General features: G+C 58.9%; 16 protein-coding genes. 5 read left to right on the forward strand and 11 right to left on the reverse strand.

What is annotated here, in order from left to right; genetic code table 11:
• Nucleotides 1-22 precede the first annotated feature (22 nt).
• Nucleotides 23-268 (forward strand): hypothetical protein, encoded by a 246-nt coding sequence (locus SLH47_RS11065; protein ID WP_320239570.1) that lies wholly within the window; start codon nt 23-25, stop codon nt 266-268.
• A 63-nt stretch (nt 269-331) separates the two neighbouring features.
• Here SLH47_RS11065 and preA read toward each other — a convergent pair whose 3' ends face one another.
• From preA to araD, 5 genes are all read right to left on the reverse strand, one after another.
• Nucleotides 332-1,636 carry an NAD-dependent dihydropyrimidine dehydrogenase subunit PreA gene (gene preA, locus SLH47_RS11070; protein WP_320239571.1) on the reverse strand — a complete coding sequence of 435 codons (1,305 nt, stop codon included), beginning with the start codon at nt 1,634-1,636 and terminating at the stop codon, nt 332-334.
• Between the two features lie 24 nt (nt 1,637-1,660).
• The gene (locus SLH47_RS11075; protein WP_320239572.1) at nt 1,661-2,491 is read right to left on the reverse strand and encodes a class I SAM-dependent methyltransferase; all 831 of its coding nucleotides are present in this window, start codon (nt 2,489-2,491) and stop codon (nt 1,661-1,663) included.
• A 44-nt stretch (nt 2,492-2,535) separates the two neighbouring features.
• Nucleotides 2,536-3,873: an NAD(P)-dependent oxidoreductase gene (locus SLH47_RS11080; RefSeq protein ID WP_320239573.1), complete on the reverse strand. Its 1,338-nt coding sequence runs from the start codon at nt 3,871-3,873 to the stop codon at nt 2,536-2,538.
• 275 nt (nt 3,874-4,148) lie between these two features.
• On the reverse strand, nt 4,149-5,054 hold the full coding sequence (locus tag SLH47_RS11085; RefSeq protein WP_320239574.1) for a Gfo/Idh/MocA family protein: 906 nt from the start codon (nt 5,052-5,054) through the stop codon (nt 4,149-4,151).
• Nucleotides 5,054-6,811: an L-arabinonate dehydratase gene (araD, locus tag SLH47_RS11090; RefSeq protein ID WP_320239575.1), complete on the reverse strand. Its 1,758-nt coding sequence runs from the start codon at nt 6,809-6,811 to the stop codon at nt 5,054-5,056. The genes SLH47_RS11085 and araD overlap by 1 nt, the downstream gene beginning before the upstream one ends.
• Before the next feature lie 327 nt (nt 6,812-7,138).
• Between araD and SLH47_RS11095 the strand changes: the two genes are divergently transcribed.
• Nucleotides 7,139-7,999 (forward strand): SDR family oxidoreductase, encoded by an 861-nt coding sequence (locus SLH47_RS11095; RefSeq protein WP_320239576.1) that lies wholly within the window; start codon nt 7,139-7,141, stop codon nt 7,997-7,999.
• Here SLH47_RS11095 and SLH47_RS11100 read toward each other — a convergent pair.
• Complete coding sequence (locus SLH47_RS11100; protein WP_320239577.1) at nt 7,965-8,621, reverse strand: hypothetical protein; 657 nt, start codon at nt 8,619-8,621, stop codon at nt 7,965-7,967. The two genes, SLH47_RS11095 and SLH47_RS11100, sit on opposite strands and share 35 nt — an antisense overlap.
• A gap of 136 nt (nt 8,622-8,757) precedes the next feature.
• On the opposite strand from SLH47_RS11100, the gene SLH47_RS11105 reads away from it, so the two are divergent.
• The 3 genes from SLH47_RS11105 (at nt 8,758) to SLH47_RS11115 (ending at nt 11,354) form a co-directional block, all read left to right on the forward strand.
• On the forward strand, nt 8,758-9,531 hold the full coding sequence (locus SLH47_RS11105; RefSeq protein WP_320239578.1) for an ion transporter: 774 nt from the start codon (nt 8,758-8,760) through the stop codon (nt 9,529-9,531).
• Between the two features lie 110 nt (nt 9,532-9,641).
• Entirely contained in the window at nt 9,642-10,460 is an 819-nt protein-coding gene (locus SLH47_RS11110; protein ID WP_320239579.1) for an alpha/beta hydrolase, read from the forward strand.
• 339 nt (nt 10,461-10,799) lie between these two features.
• Nucleotides 10,800-11,354, forward strand: a complete 555-nt coding sequence (locus SLH47_RS11115) for a hypothetical protein (RefSeq protein WP_320239580.1) — start codon at nt 10,800-10,802, stop codon at nt 11,352-11,354.
• A gap of 349 nt (nt 11,355-11,703) precedes the next feature.
• Here SLH47_RS11115 and dxs read toward each other — a convergent pair whose 3' ends face one another.
• The 5 genes from dxs to SLH47_RS11140 form a co-directional block, all read right to left on the reverse strand.
• Entirely contained in the window at nt 11,704-13,617 is a 1,914-nt protein-coding gene (dxs, locus tag SLH47_RS11120) for a 1-deoxy-D-xylulose-5-phosphate synthase (RefSeq protein ID WP_320239581.1), read from the reverse strand.
• Nucleotides 13,618-13,628: 11 nt separating this feature from the next.
• Nucleotides 13,629-14,522: a polyprenyl synthetase family protein gene (locus SLH47_RS11125; protein ID WP_413785636.1), complete on the reverse strand. Its 894-nt coding sequence runs from the start codon at nt 14,520-14,522 to the stop codon at nt 13,629-13,631.
• A 1-nt stretch (nt 14,523) separates the two neighbouring features.
• A complete protein-coding gene (locus tag SLH47_RS11130; RefSeq protein ID WP_320239583.1) occupies nt 14,524-14,757 on the reverse strand; it encodes an exodeoxyribonuclease VII small subunit in 234 nt (77 codons plus the stop codon).
• The gene (locus SLH47_RS11135) at nt 14,754-15,677 is read right to left on the reverse strand and encodes a histone deacetylase family protein (protein ID WP_320239584.1); all 924 of its coding nucleotides are present in this window, start codon (nt 15,675-15,677) and stop codon (nt 14,754-14,756) included. The genes SLH47_RS11130 and SLH47_RS11135 overlap by 4 nt, the downstream gene beginning before the upstream one ends.
• Nucleotides 15,678-15,762: 85 nt before the next feature.
• A complete protein-coding gene (locus tag SLH47_RS11140; protein WP_320239585.1) occupies nt 15,763-16,092 on the reverse strand; it encodes an ATP-binding protein in 330 nt (109 codons plus the stop codon).
• Nucleotides 16,093-16,289: the final 197 nt, after the last annotated feature.

Raw genomic sequence — 16,289 nt, forward strand, 5'->3', positions numbered from 1 at the left:
GACCGGCGCTACCGTCGTCCGCATGAAACAGATACAATTGCGCGAAACGCGGTTTCGACCGGGAAATCCTGCCTTCTTTCACCAATTGTTCAGCGCGAAGGCCGCGCGATCAGGTGGTATTGTGCGGCGTGCAGTCCGCGATGTTGAGCGCGAGGTCGGGCGCAGCGCTATGATTGCAGAGGTAGAACGGCGGGGCTTTCATCTGCTTGAATGCGCGGGTCAGTTTATCGTCATCTGCGCGCCTGATCACCTGACCGTGCATGTTTGATAAGACAAAGTCTTCGTCACGAAGACTTTGTCCCGCGGCAGACTTTTCGTGACGAAAAGTCTGCTACTCCGCCGCGACGGCGCCCGGGTTGTTCGGGTGCGTTGTCCAGTTGGCATATTCCTTTTCCACGACTTTGCCAGTGCGCGGGTCGACCTCGCCGGGTTTCATGGGCTCCATTGTGATGCAACCCTCAACCGGACAGACATCAACGCAAAGGTTGCAGGCTACACATTCCTCATCAATCACGGTGAAGGTGCGGTCCTCTGACAGGGCGATTGCCTGGTGGCTTGTATCTTCACAGGCCGCATAGCAACGTCCGCACTTGATGCAGTCATCCTGGCTGATCCGTGCCTTTGCGACGTAGTTGAGGTTCAGGTATTGCCAATCCGTCACATTGGGCACGGCCATCCCGATGAAGTCAGAGGTGGATCGGTATCCCTTTTCATCCATCCACTGTGACAGCCCGCTGATCATCTCTTGTACGATCTTGAAGCCATAGGTCATCGCCGCCGTGCATACCTGCACATTGCCGCAACCCAAAGCCATGAATTCTGCAGCATCGCGCCAGGTGGTGATGCCACCGATGCCGCTTATCGGGAGACCGTGTGTCTCCTGATGGCGTGCGATTTCCGACACCATTGACATGGCGATCGGCTTCACTGCTGGGCCGCAATAGCCACCGTGAGAGCCTTTGCCGTCAATCGATGGCTCAGGCGACATCGTATCGAGATTGACGGAGGTGATCGAGTTGATCGTGTTGATGAGACTCACCGCATCCGCACCTCCGGCCTTGGCGGCTGCAGCAGGCTTGCGAATATCTGTGATGTTCGGCGTCAGTTTCACGATCACCGGCTTATCGTAGTATTTCTTGCACCATTCGGTGACCATCTGGATGTATTCCGGCACCTGCCCGACAGCAGAGCCCATGCCGCGTTCCGACATCCCGTGCGGGCAGCCAAAGTTGAGCTCGATCCCGTCAGCACCAGTCTCCATCACTCTGGGCAGGATCGCTTTCCAAGCCTGCTCCTCACACGGCACCATGATGCTGACGATCATGGCTCGGTCGGGGTAGTCGGCCTTGACCCGTTTGATTTCCTCCAGATTGGTTTCCAACGGGCGGTCGGTGATCAGCTCAATATTATTGAGCCCCAAGAGCCGCCGATCTGCACCATAGATCGCGCCGTAGCGCGGGCCGTTGACGTTGACGACCGGAGGGCCTTCTGCGCCCAGCGTTTTCCAGACGACGCCACCCCATCCGGCTTCAAACGCGCGACGCACATTGTACTCCTTATCCGTCGGCGGGGCAGAGGCCAGCCAGAACGGATTGGGTGATTTGATCCCGAGAAAATCAGTTGTCAGATCGGCCATTGCATACCTCTTTCCCGCCCAGGCTTAGGGCTTGTCAAAAATCATCTCAACGGGCGCTATCCGGTGCGCCTCGACATTTGCGACGTAGTTTTTCAGCTTCTCACCTGCCGTGTCGCCCATCAGGAGGTGGATACCCAGGGGCGGCGGGCCACCTGCTTTCTCAATCGCCTCAAAGACATGTGCGAAGTAACTGAGCGTGAAATCTCGGCGATACCGCTGCCCATGCAGGGCTAGCCCTACTGCTTCGGCAGCATCTGCATAGACGGTCGCAGGATCGACAAATGACGACTCCGGCTTTTCAGACCATGGCAATGGAAATTGCAGATCTTCCGCATTATCATCGCGCATCACATCGAAGAGCGCAAAACGTCCTCCCGGCTTCAGAACCCGGGCAACCTCGGCAAAGAGATGCTCTTTATCGGCAATGTTCATTCCAACATGAAACATCGACACGAGGTCGAAACTCGCATCATCCATCGGCAAGTCAGTCGCCGAGCCAACATGCAGATCAATCGCTTCGTCCAGATGCACACGGGCATTCAGGGCACGCCCCACCTCAACAAAAAGCGGTGTCAGGTCAACGCCCGTCACATGGGCGCCATAACGATGCACGACGTGCCGTGCGGTTCCACCAAGCCCGCAGCCGATATCAAGCACCTTGGTCTCAGGCGTAATCTCCAATTGTGATAGCAGTGCATCCGTCGACTCGAGCCCACCTGTGTGAAATTCGTCGACCGGCTTCAAATCATCAACGGATGCCGTGTCGACGCCCATCTCTGACAATGCAGCATCAATCCGATCCAGTAGGTCTTGCGTGGTGTAATGCGCGGCCACGCGGGTTTCGAGCGTTTCCATCTCCCCCTCCAGCGCTGTTATCCCCGCATCAAGCATAGCACAGATTAGGCAGAAAGCGTCGCATGGATGTCTTCGGCCGCATCACGGCCTTCGGCGACGGCGGTCACTGTCAGGTCATCGCCACCACTCGCGCAGTCGCCACCGGCCCAAACGCCAGCGCGGCTGGTACGACCCGCACCGCTTACAGCAATCTTGCGCCCCACAAGGTCCAACCCGGCCTCAGTTTCCAGCGTCTGGCCGATAGCTTTGAACACCTGATCGGCGGGCAGTCGAACCGTTTCTCCGGTGCCTTTCAGGCCATTGTCTTCGACGGTATATTCAAGCTCAATCTCGCGCACCGCGCCATTTCCGTGGATTGCAACCGGCTGCGCATTGAACATCAGGTTTACGCCTTTGGAGGCGGCGAGGTCTTGTTCATAGCGGCTGGCGCTCATCGCATCGCGTCCGCGCCGGTAAGCGATAGTGACATTTTGCGCACCCAAAAGTTTCGATTGCACGGCGGCATCAACTGCTGTCATCCCACCACCGATCACAACGACGTCTCGGCCGACCGGTAGCGAGGCTAGATCGCTTGCCTGCCGTAAATCAGAAATGAAATCAACGGCATCACGCACGCCGTCCTTGTCTTCCCCGTCCGCACGCAGGGCGTTCACACCGCCTAAGCCGACACCCAAAAAGACCGCCGGGAAGCAGCCGACGAGGTCGTCCAAAGACAGATTGTCACCCAGCCGCATGCCATATTTGACTGTGATGCCGCCAATACCGAGTAGCCAATCCACTTCCGCAGCGGCGAAATTATCCGTCGTTTTATACGCCGCGATGCCGAATTCATTCAGCCCGCCCGGTTTGTCAGCGGCGTCGTAGATTGTCACGTCGTGACCATACATCGCTAGGCGGTGCGCGCAGGCCAGTCCCGCAGGGCCCGCGCCAACCACGGCCACTTTCTTGCCGGTCTCCGGCGCACGTTCGTAAGGGTGGCTTTGTTTTGCCATCTGCGTATCAGTGGCGTAGCGCTGCAAACGGCCAATTTCGACCGGTTTGCCCTCGGCCATTTCGCGCACGCAGGCTTGTTCGCAAAGGTCCTCGGTCGGGCAGACGCGCGCGCACATGCCACCCAGAATGTTCTGATCAAAGATCGTTTTCGCCGCTGCTTCTGGCGTGCCTGTGCTGATCTGCCTGATAAATAACGGGATATCGATATCCGTAGGGCAGGCTGTCACGCAGGGCGCGTCATGACAGAAATAACAGCGGTCGGCGGCGACGGTGGCCTCGTGCGGGGCGAATGGTGCGTGCAGGTCGTCGAAGTTTTCGGCAAGCGTTTCGGCGGGCAAACGTCCCGGAACGATACCGGGTGTCATCTGAGTGTTCTGGGGGCTGGACATGGGTTTTTCCTGTCGTGGCTTCACGCAAGACAGCCTGCCACAGTTTCATTTTTTATCAAACGGTAAATTTTTGGCAGTTTGTGAACTGAAGTAGGCCCAAATCTGCGGCGGTTCGTGTCGTCTGAAATTGCATGGGATAAAGCGGGCTAAACCATTGGCAAAAATAGAATAGTCTGCGGTCGCTCGGCGCTAAACTCGCACGCATCGCATACTTCCTAATGGAATGAAGCTTAGCTCTCGCCAATCCCAGCTTAAGGATTGATGAAGGATTTGGCCTAGAAGTCGAAAGCCTCGACCATTTCACGGCGCCCAAGAGTCATCGCGTCAGCCACATGGATCATCGGTGACAGATCGACGTCGCTTGCGCCACGTGCCAACAGCTTCGCCATGTGATCGTAGAGCGCCGGGTACTCATCAAGATCAGAGATTTCCGCTTCATGCGCGTTGATGACACAACGATTGCCGCCATCGAGGAGCTGCACACTGTCATCCTCCGTCTGCAATGTGATTTCCCAGATCTGGTCACCCTCTTGCCGCCAGTCAAAGGCTGCCGTGATCCCGCTCGAGAAGGTGAGATCGGCAGCGATTGGCGTTTGCCGATTTTCCGGGAAGGACAGAGCGGCAGATTGCAGGTGGATCTGGGCGGGCAGCACCTCTGTCAGGATCGAGAGCGCGTTGATGCCCGGATCGAAGACACCCATCCCTCCCGCTTCGAACACCCAGTCCTGTCCGGGGTGCCAACGGCGCACGTCTTCTTTCCAGGTGATCTGGCCAGCGGTCACAGTCTTGTCCGCGAGGAAGGCCTTCGCCGCCGCAACTCCCCGCGCCATGCGGCTGTGCCATGTCGCAAAAAGGGTCACGCCCGCCTTGGCCGCCATATCCTGCAGCGAATGGACCTCGGCCAAGGTCGCGCCGGGTGGTTTTTCGAGCATCACTTGGCGGCCTGCGGCTATGGCTTTGGCCGCATACGCAAAGCGCGGCACTGGCGGCAGGCAGAGCGAGATGACGGGGATGTCCCTTTCGGCCAGCATCCGGTCGAAATTGGTGAAGGCGGGGATGCCGTCAACCGTGCCGGAGCGGCTGACGGTGGCGGCCAAATCCCAGTCGTCGCTTGCGTTGATCGCGGGCACGTGCTGGTCCACCGCGATCTTGCCGATGCCCACAAGGCAGATGGGCGTCATCAGTGGGCTTCCTTGCCCACGGCGTTACCGCGACACCCAACGAGGAAGTCGAAATCGGCGCCCGTATCGGCCCCCATGACCCGGTCATGATAGAGCATCGCATAGCCGCTTTCGGGGCGCGGGTTGGCGCCGGAGGCTTCGGCGCTCCATTTCGACAGCCGGTCTTCGAGTTCCTGATCGGTGATATCAAGGTGGATGCGCCGTGCCTCCACATCCAGTTCGATCATGTCGCCGTCCTGCACGATGGCGAGGGGTCCGCCGCGCGCCGCTTCGGGTGTTGTGTGCAGCGCAACCGTGCCGAACGCTGTGCCCGACATGCGCGCGTCCGAGATGCGGACCATGTCGGTGATGCCCTTCTTCAAGATCTTGGGCGGCAGGCCCATATTCCCCACCTCGGCCATGCCGGGATAGCCACGTGGGCCGCAATTTTTCAGGACCATCACACAGCTTTCATCAATATCCAGATCGTCGTCATTGATGCGCGCCTTGTAGTCGTCGATATCCTCGAACACGACCGCGCGGCCCTTGTGTTTCATGAGTTCCGGCGTGGCAGCAGAGGGTTTCAGGACTGCCCCACCGGGGGCCAGGTTGCCGCGGAGCACGGCGATGCCGCCAGATTGGGTCAGCGCCTTTTCGACGGGCAGGATGACGTCTTCGTTCCAGTTCTGGACATCCTTGACCTCATCCCACATCGACCCGCCGGAGACGGTCAGTGCGTCCTTGTGCAGAAGCCCCGCCTCGCCCAGCCGTTTGATCACGACGGGAAGGCCGCCGGCATAGAAGAACTCTTCCATCAGGTATTTGCCGGACGGCATGAGGTTGACGATTGTGGGCACGTCACGCCCCAGCCTGTCCCAATCATCGAGTGTCAGGTCCACGCCCTTCGTCCGCCCAGCCATGGCGAGCAGGTGGATGACCGCATTGGTGGACCCCCCGATGGCGGCATTGGTGCGGATCGCGTTTTCGAACGCCTGTTTGGTCATAATGTCGGAGGGTTTCAGATCGTCCTTGACCATCTGCACGATGCGCCTGCCGGTGACATGCGACATCGCGCGGCGGCGGCTGTCGACGGCGGGGATCGCGGCATTGCCGGAGAGGGCCATGCCCAGAGCCTCTGCCATGGAGGCCATCGTGCTGGCCGTGCCCATCGTGTTACATGAGCCGGGGGAACGGGACATGGACGCCTCGGCCTCGACAAACTCTTCCGCCGTCATCTCGCCCGCGCGGACGGCTTCTGAGAATTTCCAAAGGTGGGTGCCAGAGCCGACCCGCTCACCCCGGAAATGCCCGTTCAACATCGGACCACCGGAGACGACAATGGCGGGCAGATCGACAGAGGCGGCGCCCATCAGCAGCGCAGGCGTGGTCTTGTCGCAGCCCGCCAGCAGGACCACGCCGTCGATGCATTTGGCGCGGATCGCCTCCTCCACATCCATGGCGCAGAGATTGCGGTAGAGCATGGCGGTGGGGCGGATCGTGCTTTCAGAAGGCGAGAAAACCGGGAACTCAACGGGGAAGCCGCCCGCCTCATAGACGCCAAACTTCACCCGCTCCGCCAGATCGCGCAGATGGGCGTTGCAGGGGGTCAGTTCGGACCATGTGTTGCAGATGCCGATAACGGGACGGCCATCAAGCAGGTCAGCGGGCAAACCTTGGTTCTTCATCCAAGACCGGTGATAGATCGCGTCCTTCGACGTGCCGCCAAACCATTCTTGCGAGCGCAGCTTGCGGGGCCATCGGGCGGGCTTGAAGGTCATGAGGTTCCTCCCTTTGATCTTGCGCATTCATTAGCGCGCGGCCCTTACGAAGCCAAGTGAGGGAGCGACATGCCAACAGGGATTCTATGCCTCCGGCGGGGATATTTTGGGCCAAAAGAGGTAACTATTTGGAAACCATGTTCGCTGACCATGGTCCTGCGGTACAGGCGGGGACGCCGATGGCCGTGCCGGAAGAGGCCCCTCCTCGCCAAATGGTAGGGAGGGGTCCATCCTCTTTTGGCCCAAAATATCCCCGCCGGAGGCATCCGAGCTTGCAACCAGCACGAAGCCTTGCCTCTGTCCTGCAACTGCACCACTTAAACTGAGATGACAAAGACACTTCTTTCCTTTGGCCACGGCTTCTCTGCACGTGCCCTGTCCCGACTATTGCTGCCTCAGGACTGGCGCATCATTGGCACTACGCGGTCCGAGGACAAGGCGCCCAGTCTAATGACGTACGGGATAGAGCCACGCATCTGGCCGGGGGCAGATATGGGGCCAGCACTCGACGCCGCGACCCATGTCCTGATCTCGGCAGCACCGGGAGAAAACGGCGATCCTGTCCTCGCGGAGCTAGGGGATGAGATTGCCAAGCGTGCAGATCAGTTCGCATGGGTGGGGTATCTTTCAACGACAGGCGTCTATGGCGATCACGAAGGGGGATGGGTGGATGAGAACACACCGCTGACCCCCGCCACAAAACGTGGGATCGCCCGCGTTGAAGCAGAGGCTGCATGGGCTGCCATCCCGGATTTGCCGCTGCACATTTTTCGACTTGCAGGCATCTATGGTCCCGGACGCGGGCCATTTTCGAAGGTACGCAACGGCACCGCACGGCGGATCATCAAGGAAGGTCAGGTGTTCAGCCGCACCCATGTCGCCGATATCGCGCGGGTTCTGGCTGCGTCAATCGCCAAGCCCAATCCGGGTGCCGTGTACAACGTCTGCGACGACGACCCGGCCCCGCCGCAGGACGTGATTGCCTATGCGGCCGAACTGCTTGGCCTGCCAATCCCCGAGGCGGTTGATTTTGAAACCGCGGAGATGACGCCAATGGCCCGCAGCTTTTATGCCGAAAGCAAGAAAGTGCGGAATGATCGGATCAAAGGCGAATTGGGGGTCGAACTGCTTTATCCGGATTACAAATCAGGCCTCAAGGCATTGCTGGCACAGGAAATCGGCGCCTGAAGCCCCAGGCGATGGCCGCGTAGATCAGCAAGACCGCGGCACCGACGGCCAGGTTGGAGCCGTAGAACACCGCTCTCTCCGCCAATTCGAGATTGTTGAGGAACGGATAAGGCAAACCGCTTGTGACCGTACCCTCCGGAGTGGCATTGAAACGCTGCACGACCAGTTCGGCCCAGGCGACATAAAGGCAAATGACCCCGATAAGCCATGCAAACGCCGCCCGAAGGTTCCGGTATGCGCGATGGATGAAGAGCGTATCAATCACCTGCAAAAGCGGGCCAAGCCCGTGCAGATAAAGCTCTAGCGACCATGCCCGCAATTGCCCGTTGCTGGTGACAGAAGTGGGATCCGCAAAATAGAGCCGCCAGTAGAGAAACACGACCATCGTGTTGATCACGGCGGTCATGCAGACAAATCCATCCCATCGCGCTTCGCTGCGCCCTTCCTCAATCGCCATCATTCGGCTGAAGGCAAAGAAGGAACAGAACAGGGCCCAGACAGTTAGAAACCGGAACGGGCCACCAAAGCCTTCCCAGCCGCCGAAAAACAGCATGCGCAGGCAATAGCCCGCCGCCAGCAAGAACGCGATCCAGCGGAAAATCAGTACAGGTCGTAAGGTCATGAAAAGCTCACTCTTTCACCATAAGATGACTTGCGCAGGCAGGCTGCGTCTACAATGACCCAACGTCGGGCGAAACACTTGCCGCTTGCTCGGAAACCTCTCATATCTGGGGCGTTTGTGAGCAGAGGCAAATCAAATGACACTTCGCCAGAAAACCGCCCAATTGATCGAAGCCGCGTGGTTTCGCAACTTCATCGTGGGCGTGATCATCTTCAATGCGATTATTCTTGGGATGGAGACTTCGGCATCGATCATGGCACAGGTCGGGCCGGTTATTGTGCTGCTCGACAGCGTGTGTCTGGCAATCTTTGTTTTGGAACTGGCGGCCAAGCTTTTCGCCCAAAGACTTGCCTTTTTCCGAAGCGGCTGGAACCTGTTTGATTTCGTGATTGTTGGCGTGTCGCTCGTACCTGGCAATGGGGGGCTGTCAGTCTTGCGCGCTTTGCGCATCTTGCGGGTGTTGCGCGTAATATCCGTCGTGCCTTCGCTCCGCCGCGTGGTGGAAGGGTTCGTGACGGCCCTGCCCGGGATGGGGTCTGTATTCCTGCTGATGGGGATCGTCTTTTACATCGGCGCGGTGATGGCCACCAAGCTCTTCGGCGCAAGCTTCCCGGAATGGTTCGGAACACTCGGACGATCTGGCTATACCCTGTTTCAGATCATGACGCTGGAAAGCTGGTCAATGGGGATCGTGCGACCAGTCATGGACGTTTACCCTTACGCCTGGGTGTTCTTTGTACCGTTCATCATGGTGACGACCTTCGCGGTTGTGAACCTGCTGGTCGGTCTCATCGTGAACTCAATGCAAGACGCGCATGCCGAAGAAGGCAACGCCGCCACCGATGCCTACCGCGATGAGGTGATGCGCAAGCTGGAAGCGATTGAGGCGCGGTTGGAGAGGCGTGAATGAAACGCTGCATTGGAGACTAATCCTGCCATGCGCTACGGCTGCCCGAATGGCGGATATCGCCATACTCAGTAACATCCGAGTAGCATTCGTGTAGAAGAAGGTGAGCCTGAATGACCGGTTGGAAACTGGACGAGACCCACATGACCAAGGCAGGCTCGGTCGCTGCCGGTCGCGCTGGCGATGGACCGGATTTAGTGCTCGCGCATGGGTGGCCTTGGTCTTCGTTTTCTTGGCACCGCGTCATACCTGAGTTGGCCAGGTCCTTTACCGTCCACTGGTATGACATGCCAGGATACGGACAATCCAAAAAATCAGACAAACAACGAACCTCGCTGGACGTCCAGGGTGAAGTGTTTGCCGAGATGCTGGCAAAATGGAGCTTGTCCAAGCCGCGCGTTGTCGCACATGATTTCGGTGGAGCAACGACGCTCAGAGCGCATCTGCTGCATGGGTGTGACTTCGAGAAATACGTCCTGATGAACGTGGTGGCGATGCGTCCTTGGGGGTCGGAATTCTTCGATCATGTCGGGCGACATGTCGATGCGTTTCAAGGTTTGCCCCCGCACATCCATAAGGCTGTGGTTACAGCTTACATTGAAGGCGCATTGGTCAATGAAATCTCTGTTGAGGACTTTGACGCGTTGGTCGCCCCGTGGCTTACCGCGGATGGCGCAGCGAGTTTCTATCGCCAATTCGCTCAGGCAGACGAAAGGTATACGGAAGAGGTCGAAGCCCAGTTTGGCGAGATTCGCTGCCCAGTCAAAATCGTATGGGGCGAAGACGACCCATGGATTCCAATCGACAGGGGCAAGGCGTTGCATCGGCTCATCCCGAAGGCGGAGTTTACCACTATCCCGGGTGCGGGTCACATGCCACAACTCGAAAAAACCAGTAGCGTCCTCAAGGAGCTTCTGGACTTCCTCCCCTAGGCCGACGACCCCAATAAGGCGGTCGCCCAATTAGACGCTCGCTATAGTTGCCCCGTTCTGGTGACGGTTCAAGGTTCCATGCCAACGGGGGAGTGTGACGAGTGAGTCGGCGATTGTCAGGTACTTCGGCATGTCCAGCTGGATGCTGCTGTTTTTGTTTATCGCTTTTGGACCGCAGCCTTGTGCTGCCAAGCTGATGGCGACTGACACTTGGCAGGTCCAGGTAAACACATTTTTAACGAGTTAAATGGAAGGTCCCGGCGGAACCGTTGCACCTGATGCCATAGCTGATTAGTGTTTCGTCTGGGGGTCCGTCCAACCAAAATAGGATAATATAGAATGGTCGATTACGTGAATCATGGGGTAGGCAGCGACAAAACAGCGAATTGCCTTATGTGTTCGCTTGGTGGTGTTCTTGGTATGAATACAAAACAAGTGCAGACGATGATGCGGGCGACGGGCCAGTCTGACGACGCCGTCTCAAAGGCATTTGGCCACGGCTCCCTTAATGCGGACGCACAGCTGCAGGCGGTAATCAACTCCACCATTGGCTTGGTCCAGGGACATTCAGAGTTGAAGGGCTACCAGTTCGGACTGTGGAATAACTTCAAGAACCACGACGAAGTCACCGCTTACATGAAAAAAACAAACCCCGGTACGCGGTTCTGCGTCTGGGGTTACGAGACCGATGAGATGGTCGGACTTGGCGCGCATTGGAACTACGCTGAAAACACAGGGGGTGGTATTGAGTTCCGTGACTATCAATACAATGTCAACGCTGGAACTCCCCCTAAAGTCGGCAGTCATTTCTTCGCACCGATGGGCAGTGGCGAAGACGACGAGGACTACAACAGCTTTATTGTCTTGTATTTCGGCACTGCGCGGAGCGGTTGACCTGCGATATTTTGGGCCCCGCGCTCAGCGCCGCGTGGCCCATCGTCGCTCTTGTGGCCTTTCATTTAGACAGCTCTTGATGCAGGGCATGGACACGATGTGGCCTGCATCAAGGTATGGGCTTGGCAAAAGGCGGCTGGCGCTGCCCCAATAAGCAAGCCGGTGCTGGCGATACGCGGTGACGCATGGCAAAAAAGGGGCAGAGGCCCGCGATCGTGTCCGGGATGCGATAGTGCGCTGTGCAAAGCTGGCGTCAGCCGCTGGTTTTGCACATATGGCAAGCAGCCGAACGGATCGTTTCTGCGTATGGCAGCATCTGGTAAAAAACGGCCCCTTCCGGAGTCGGGTCTTACGCCCGTTTTTCTAAGACCGCCACGCCCAGCACATCCAGCACCTTCGCTTCGATATGCTCTGCGTTCATCGCGGCCACGTCATACATGGCATTGGGGCTGGCTTGATCGATGAAGATGTCTGGCAGAACCATGGAGCGGTATTTCAGCCCGTGATCGAACACGCCCTCTTCGGCCAAAAGCTGGGCAACGTGGCTGCCGAAGCCGCCCACTGCACCCTCTTCGATGGTGATCAGCGCGTCATGCTCAGTGGCGAGTTTCAGGATCAGATCCCGGTCGAGCGGTTTGGCAAAGCGCGCATCGGCGATGGTTGGTGTGATGCCCTTCGCCTCCAAGGCTTCGCAGGCTTTCAGAACCTCTTGCAGGCGCGTTCCGAAGGACAGGATCGCGACCTCTTTGCCCTCGCGGATCATGCGGCCTTTCCCGATTTCCAGCGTTGCGGAGTTTTCCGGCATCTCAACGCCCGCGCCTTCGCCGCGTGGAAAGCGGAAGGCGATGGGTCCCTTGTCGTAGGCAGCGGCGGTGGCGACCATGTGGACCAATTCGGCTTCATCCGCTGCGGCCATCACGACAAAGCCGGGCAGGTTTGAGAGGTAACCAACGTCAAATGATCCGGCATGGGTGGCGCCATCGGCACCAACAAGACCGGCACGGTCGATGGCGAAACGCACCGGCAGGCGTTGGATGGCCACGTCATGCACCACCTGATCGTAGCCGCGTTGCAGGAAGGTTGAATAAAGCGCGCAGAAGGGCCGCATGCCGCCTGCGGCAAGACCCGCGCTGAAGGTCACGGCGTGTTGCTCGGCGATACCGACGTCGAAACAGCGGCTCGCGTAACGCTCCATGAATTTGGAAAGGCCGGTGCCGTCCGGCATGGCCGCCGTGATCGCGCAGATCTTGGGGTCGTCGGCGGCAAGCTTGATCAGCGTATCGGCAAAGACGGACGTGTAGGAGGGCGCGTTGCTTTGCGCCTTTTTCTGCTTGCCGGTAATGACGTCGAATTTGGCGGTCGCGTGGCCCTTGTCGCTCGCCATCTCGGCCGGGGCATAGCCCTTGCCCTTCTTCGTGATCGCGTGGATCAGGATTGGGCCATCGGCGCGGACTTTGACGGTGCGCAGGACGGAGAGCAACTGTTCCATATCGTGCCCGTCGATGGGGCCGAGATAGGAAAAACCTAGTTCCTCGAACAACGTTCCACCAACCGTCATATGCTTCAGCATATCCTTGGCACGCTTCGCTCCTTCGCGGAAGGGCTCGGGTAACAAGGAAACCGCGCCTTTGGCAGCGGCCTTGAATTCCTGAAACGGCTCACCGGCATAAAGGCGGGACAGATAGGACGACATCGCGCCGGTTGGCGGGGCAATCGACATTTCGTTGTCGTTAAGGATCACGATCAGGCGTTTGCCCAGATGGCCGGCATTGTTCATAGCTTCATAGGCCATGCCTGCCGACATCGCACCATCGCCGATCACGGCAATCGCGTCGCCACCCATGCCGCCCAGATCACGGGCGACGGCAAAGCCCAAAGCCGCCGAGATCGACGTGCTGGAATGGGCCGCGCCGAACGGGTCATAGGGGCTTTCGCTCCGCTTGGTAAAACCGCTCAACCCGCCTTCCATACGTAAGGTGCGGATACGGTCACGCCTGCCAGTCAGGATCTTGTGCGGGTAGCATTGATGCGAGACGTCCCAGATGATCTTGTCCTTGGGCGCATCGAAGACCGCATGCAAGGCGACCGTCAGTTCCACCACACCAAGCCCGGCCCCCAGATGCCCGCCCGTGACTGACACTGCCGAAATCGTCTCTGCCCGCAATTCGTCAGCCAGTTGGCGCAATTCGCCATCCGACATGTCCTTCATGTCGTCGGGCGTGTTCACTCTGTCGAGGATGGGGGTGTTGGGTTGGTCTGACATGGCGACCTTTCCTAATGCGTGCGCGCAATCACGAATTGCGCGGCCTCTTTCAACGTCTCTGCGTCGTCACCGTAAGGAGATAGCGCATCGCAAGCCTCTGCCACCAGTTCCGCCGCGCGGCCTTTTGCCCCATCGAGCCCGAGGTGAGAAACAAACGTGGCTTTGCCCGCCGCCGCATCCTTGCCTACGGCTTTGCCCATCGCGTCTGCATCGCCGGTGATATCCAGAATGTCGTCCGCGATCTGAAAGGCGAGGCCCAGATTGGCACCGTAGATCGACAGCGGCTCACGCTCTGCCTCGGCCATGCGGGGGCCGACAAGGGCCGACCAGCCGATCAGGGCACCGGTCTTGCCGGCTTGCAGGTCCATGATTTTGTCAAGCGTCAGTGGTGTCGTCGCTTGCTCCGCTGCGATATCCGCCGCCTGCCCGCCGACCATGCCGCGAATCCCAGCCGCATTGGCGAGGCTGATGACAAGGTTCAGCTTGGCGCGTGGTGCGCATTCGGCCTGCATCAGCAATTCGAAAGCCAGCGCCTGCAACCCGTCACCCGCCAGAACGGCAGTCGCCTCATCCCATTTTTTATGAACCGAGGGCTGGCCACGGCGCAGATCGTCATCATCCATACACGGCAGGTCGTCATGGATCAGCGAATAGGCGTGGATCGCCTCAATCGCCGCCGCCGCACCGGCCGCCGAGGCCGGGTTGATGCCGTGCAGCCGCGCCGTCTCCAGCGCCAGAAAGGACCGCAGCGCTTTGCCGCCTGTCACGGCATAAAGCATCGCTTCGGGCACAACACCGTCGAGCCCGCTGAGCGCAAAGCCGATGCGCGCCTCGGCGATTTTGGCCGCTTGGACCATGGCATCCTGTAAGGGGCGGCGTTCAAGGGCGGCGATGCGGATCGTCATTTCAGCCATCCAGCGGGGCGGTTCCCGTGGGCTCGCCCCCTTCGCCGAGGGTGATTTTCGCGACCTTCTCTTCCGCCTCTTTCAGCTTGGCCTCGCACCGCGCTTTCAGGGCCGCGCCGCGTTCATAAAGGGCGATGCTTTCGTCCAGCGCCACGTCACCACGTTCCAGTTGACCCACGACCGTTTCAAGCTCTTTGATCGCGTCCTCAAAGCTCATCTGATCAATGTCGCTCATCGGCCTCTCTCCTCTAACACCTGCACATGGGCGGCAGCGGACGCACCCAATGCGGGCAGGTCATAGCCCCCTTCGAGCGCCGACACCACCCGGCCCGTGCAGTGTTTGTCGGCCAGATCGCATAAACGACCTGTCACCCAGCCAAAATCCTCGGCCGTCAATTCCATGACTGCCAATGGATCAGCCTCATGTGCATCAAATCCAGCGGAAATCAGCAGAAGTTGTGGAGCAAATCCATCGACGCGCGGCAGGACCACCCGCTCCATCACGTCGCGAAACGCCTTTGACCCCGTGCCTGCGGGCAGTGGCACGTTCAGCACGTTGCCGACGCCCGTTTCATCCGCCGCACCCGTGCCTGGGAAGAGCGGTGATTGATGGGTGGAGCAGAAGAGGATCCGCGCATCATCCTCTACCAGATCCTGCGTGCCGTTGCCGTGATGGACGTCAAAATCGACAATGGCCACACGCTCAAGCCCGTGATGGTCGAGCGCATGTTTGGCCCCGATGGCCACATTGCCGAAAAAGCAAAAGCCCATCGCCGTTTCGCGTTCCGCATGGTGACCGGGTGGGCGCATCGCGGCGAAGGCATTCGCAACCTCACCGCCGAGGACCATATCCACAGCGCGCACAACACCGCCCGCCGCGCGATAAGCAGCCTGCAAGCTGCCGACCGACATATGCGTATCCGCATCGAGCGAGCGCCACCCTTCGGCAGGTGCCGCTGCGCGGATAGCCTCGACATGCGCCTTGGGATGCACGCGCAACAGGTCATCTTCTGCCGCAAGCGGCGCCTTCACGCGCTCAAGATCAAAACCTTTCAGCGCCCCCAGAACCGCATCCAGCCGCGCCACCTGTTCCGGATGGCCGGGAGGAGTAACATGGTCGTAGCAGTCGTCATGCGAAATCAAAGCTGTTGTCATGGGGCGCAGAGAACCCATTTTCAACGACAAGTACAACAGGATTGATCGCGGCGTTGGGCCAAAAGGAGGGGTGTTTACCTACGCGCTAGCTGCGAACGACCTCCAATTGCGCATCGCGACGTTTCCGCATTCGCAGCGCCCGGGCGGTTTTCTCTGTAAGAGTAATGCCGCCATAGACGCAGACATCCGCGCAAAGACCGCATTCCGTGCATGCCACCTTATCCACGAAGTAGGGCAAACCTGCGCCATCAAGAAGAAGCGCATAGACTGGGCATACCGCAACGCAGTCACCACAGCTCGTGCACCTTTCAACAAGTTGCGCCAAAGGTACGGTACCAGGGGGCCGCTCAAGGGCGAGATCTGCTTGCCAGGAATGTGACCCATGTGTTGACATATCAGACTGCCCTCTCATCATCCTGGCCAGCAGACGCAGTTCGTGATTGCTTGAACGCGTCACGCCTGCCGTGACGTCTCATGCTTGGACGATATCATCGGCAACCCCGTGATGTATTTGACTCAAGTCATGGTGATTGACCCGACGTCACATTGTTGACATGCGTCGGCATGACTGCAGTGAAGCTCACTGGGTCAACACGGGTCGTCTGCCAAGCT

It is taken from the genome of Cognatiyoonia sp. IB215182 (assembly GCF_033963905.1).
In the GTDB taxonomy this organism is placed as follows: Bacteria; Pseudomonadota; Alphaproteobacteria; order Rhodobacterales; family Rhodobacteraceae; genus Yoonia.

What these genes read in the sequence shown, in the direction of transcription:
- SLH47_RS11065 (WP_320239570.1), top strand. Translation starts at nt 23, where the DNA reads ATGAAACAGATACAATTGCGCGAAACGCGGTTTCGACCGGGAAATCCT.
- preA (WP_320239571.1), bottom strand. Translation starts at nt 1,636, where the DNA reads ATGGCCGATCTGACAACTGATTTTCTCGGGATCAAATCACCCAATCCG.
- SLH47_RS11075 (WP_320239572.1), bottom strand. Translation starts at nt 2,491, where the DNA reads ATGGAAACGCTCGAAACCCGCGTGGCCGCGCATTACACCACGCAAGAC.
- SLH47_RS11080 (WP_320239573.1), bottom strand. Translation starts at nt 3,873, where the DNA reads ATGTCCAGCCCCCAGAACACTCAGATGACACCCGGTATCGTTCCGGGA.
- SLH47_RS11085 (WP_320239574.1), bottom strand. Translation starts at nt 5,054, where the DNA reads ATGACGCCCATCTGCCTTGTGGGCATCGGCAAGATCGCGGTGGACCAG.
- araD (WP_320239575.1), bottom strand. Translation starts at nt 6,811, where the DNA reads ATGACCTTCAAGCCCGCCCGATGGCCCCGCAAGCTGCGCTCGCAAGAA.
- SLH47_RS11095 (WP_320239576.1), top strand. Translation starts at nt 7,139, where the DNA reads ATGACAAAGACACTTCTTTCCTTTGGCCACGGCTTCTCTGCACGTGCC.
- SLH47_RS11100 (WP_320239577.1), bottom strand. Translation starts at nt 8,621, where the DNA reads ATGACCTTACGACCTGTACTGATTTTCCGCTGGATCGCGTTCTTGCTG.
- SLH47_RS11105 (WP_320239578.1), top strand. Translation starts at nt 8,758, where the DNA reads ATGACACTTCGCCAGAAAACCGCCCAATTGATCGAAGCCGCGTGGTTT.
- SLH47_RS11110 (WP_320239579.1), top strand. Translation starts at nt 9,642, where the DNA reads ATGACCGGTTGGAAACTGGACGAGACCCACATGACCAAGGCAGGCTCG.
- SLH47_RS11115 (WP_320239580.1), top strand. Translation starts at nt 10,800, where the DNA reads ATGGTCGATTACGTGAATCATGGGGTAGGCAGCGACAAAACAGCGAAT.
- dxs (WP_320239581.1), bottom strand. Translation starts at nt 13,617, where the DNA reads ATGTCAGACCAACCCAACACCCCCATCCTCGACAGAGTGAACACGCCC.
- SLH47_RS11125 (WP_413785636.1), bottom strand. Translation starts at nt 14,522, where the DNA reads ATGACGATCCGCATCGCCGCCCTTGAACGCCGCCCCTTACAGGATGCC.
- SLH47_RS11130 (WP_320239583.1), bottom strand. Translation starts at nt 14,757, where the DNA reads ATGAGCGACATTGATCAGATGAGCTTTGAGGACGCGATCAAAGAGCTT.
- SLH47_RS11135 (WP_320239584.1), bottom strand. Translation starts at nt 15,677, where the DNA reads ATGACAACAGCTTTGATTTCGCATGACGACTGCTACGACCATGTTACT.
- SLH47_RS11140 (WP_320239585.1), bottom strand. Translation starts at nt 16,092, where the DNA reads ATGATGAGAGGGCAGTCTGATATGTCAACACATGGGTCACATTCCTGG.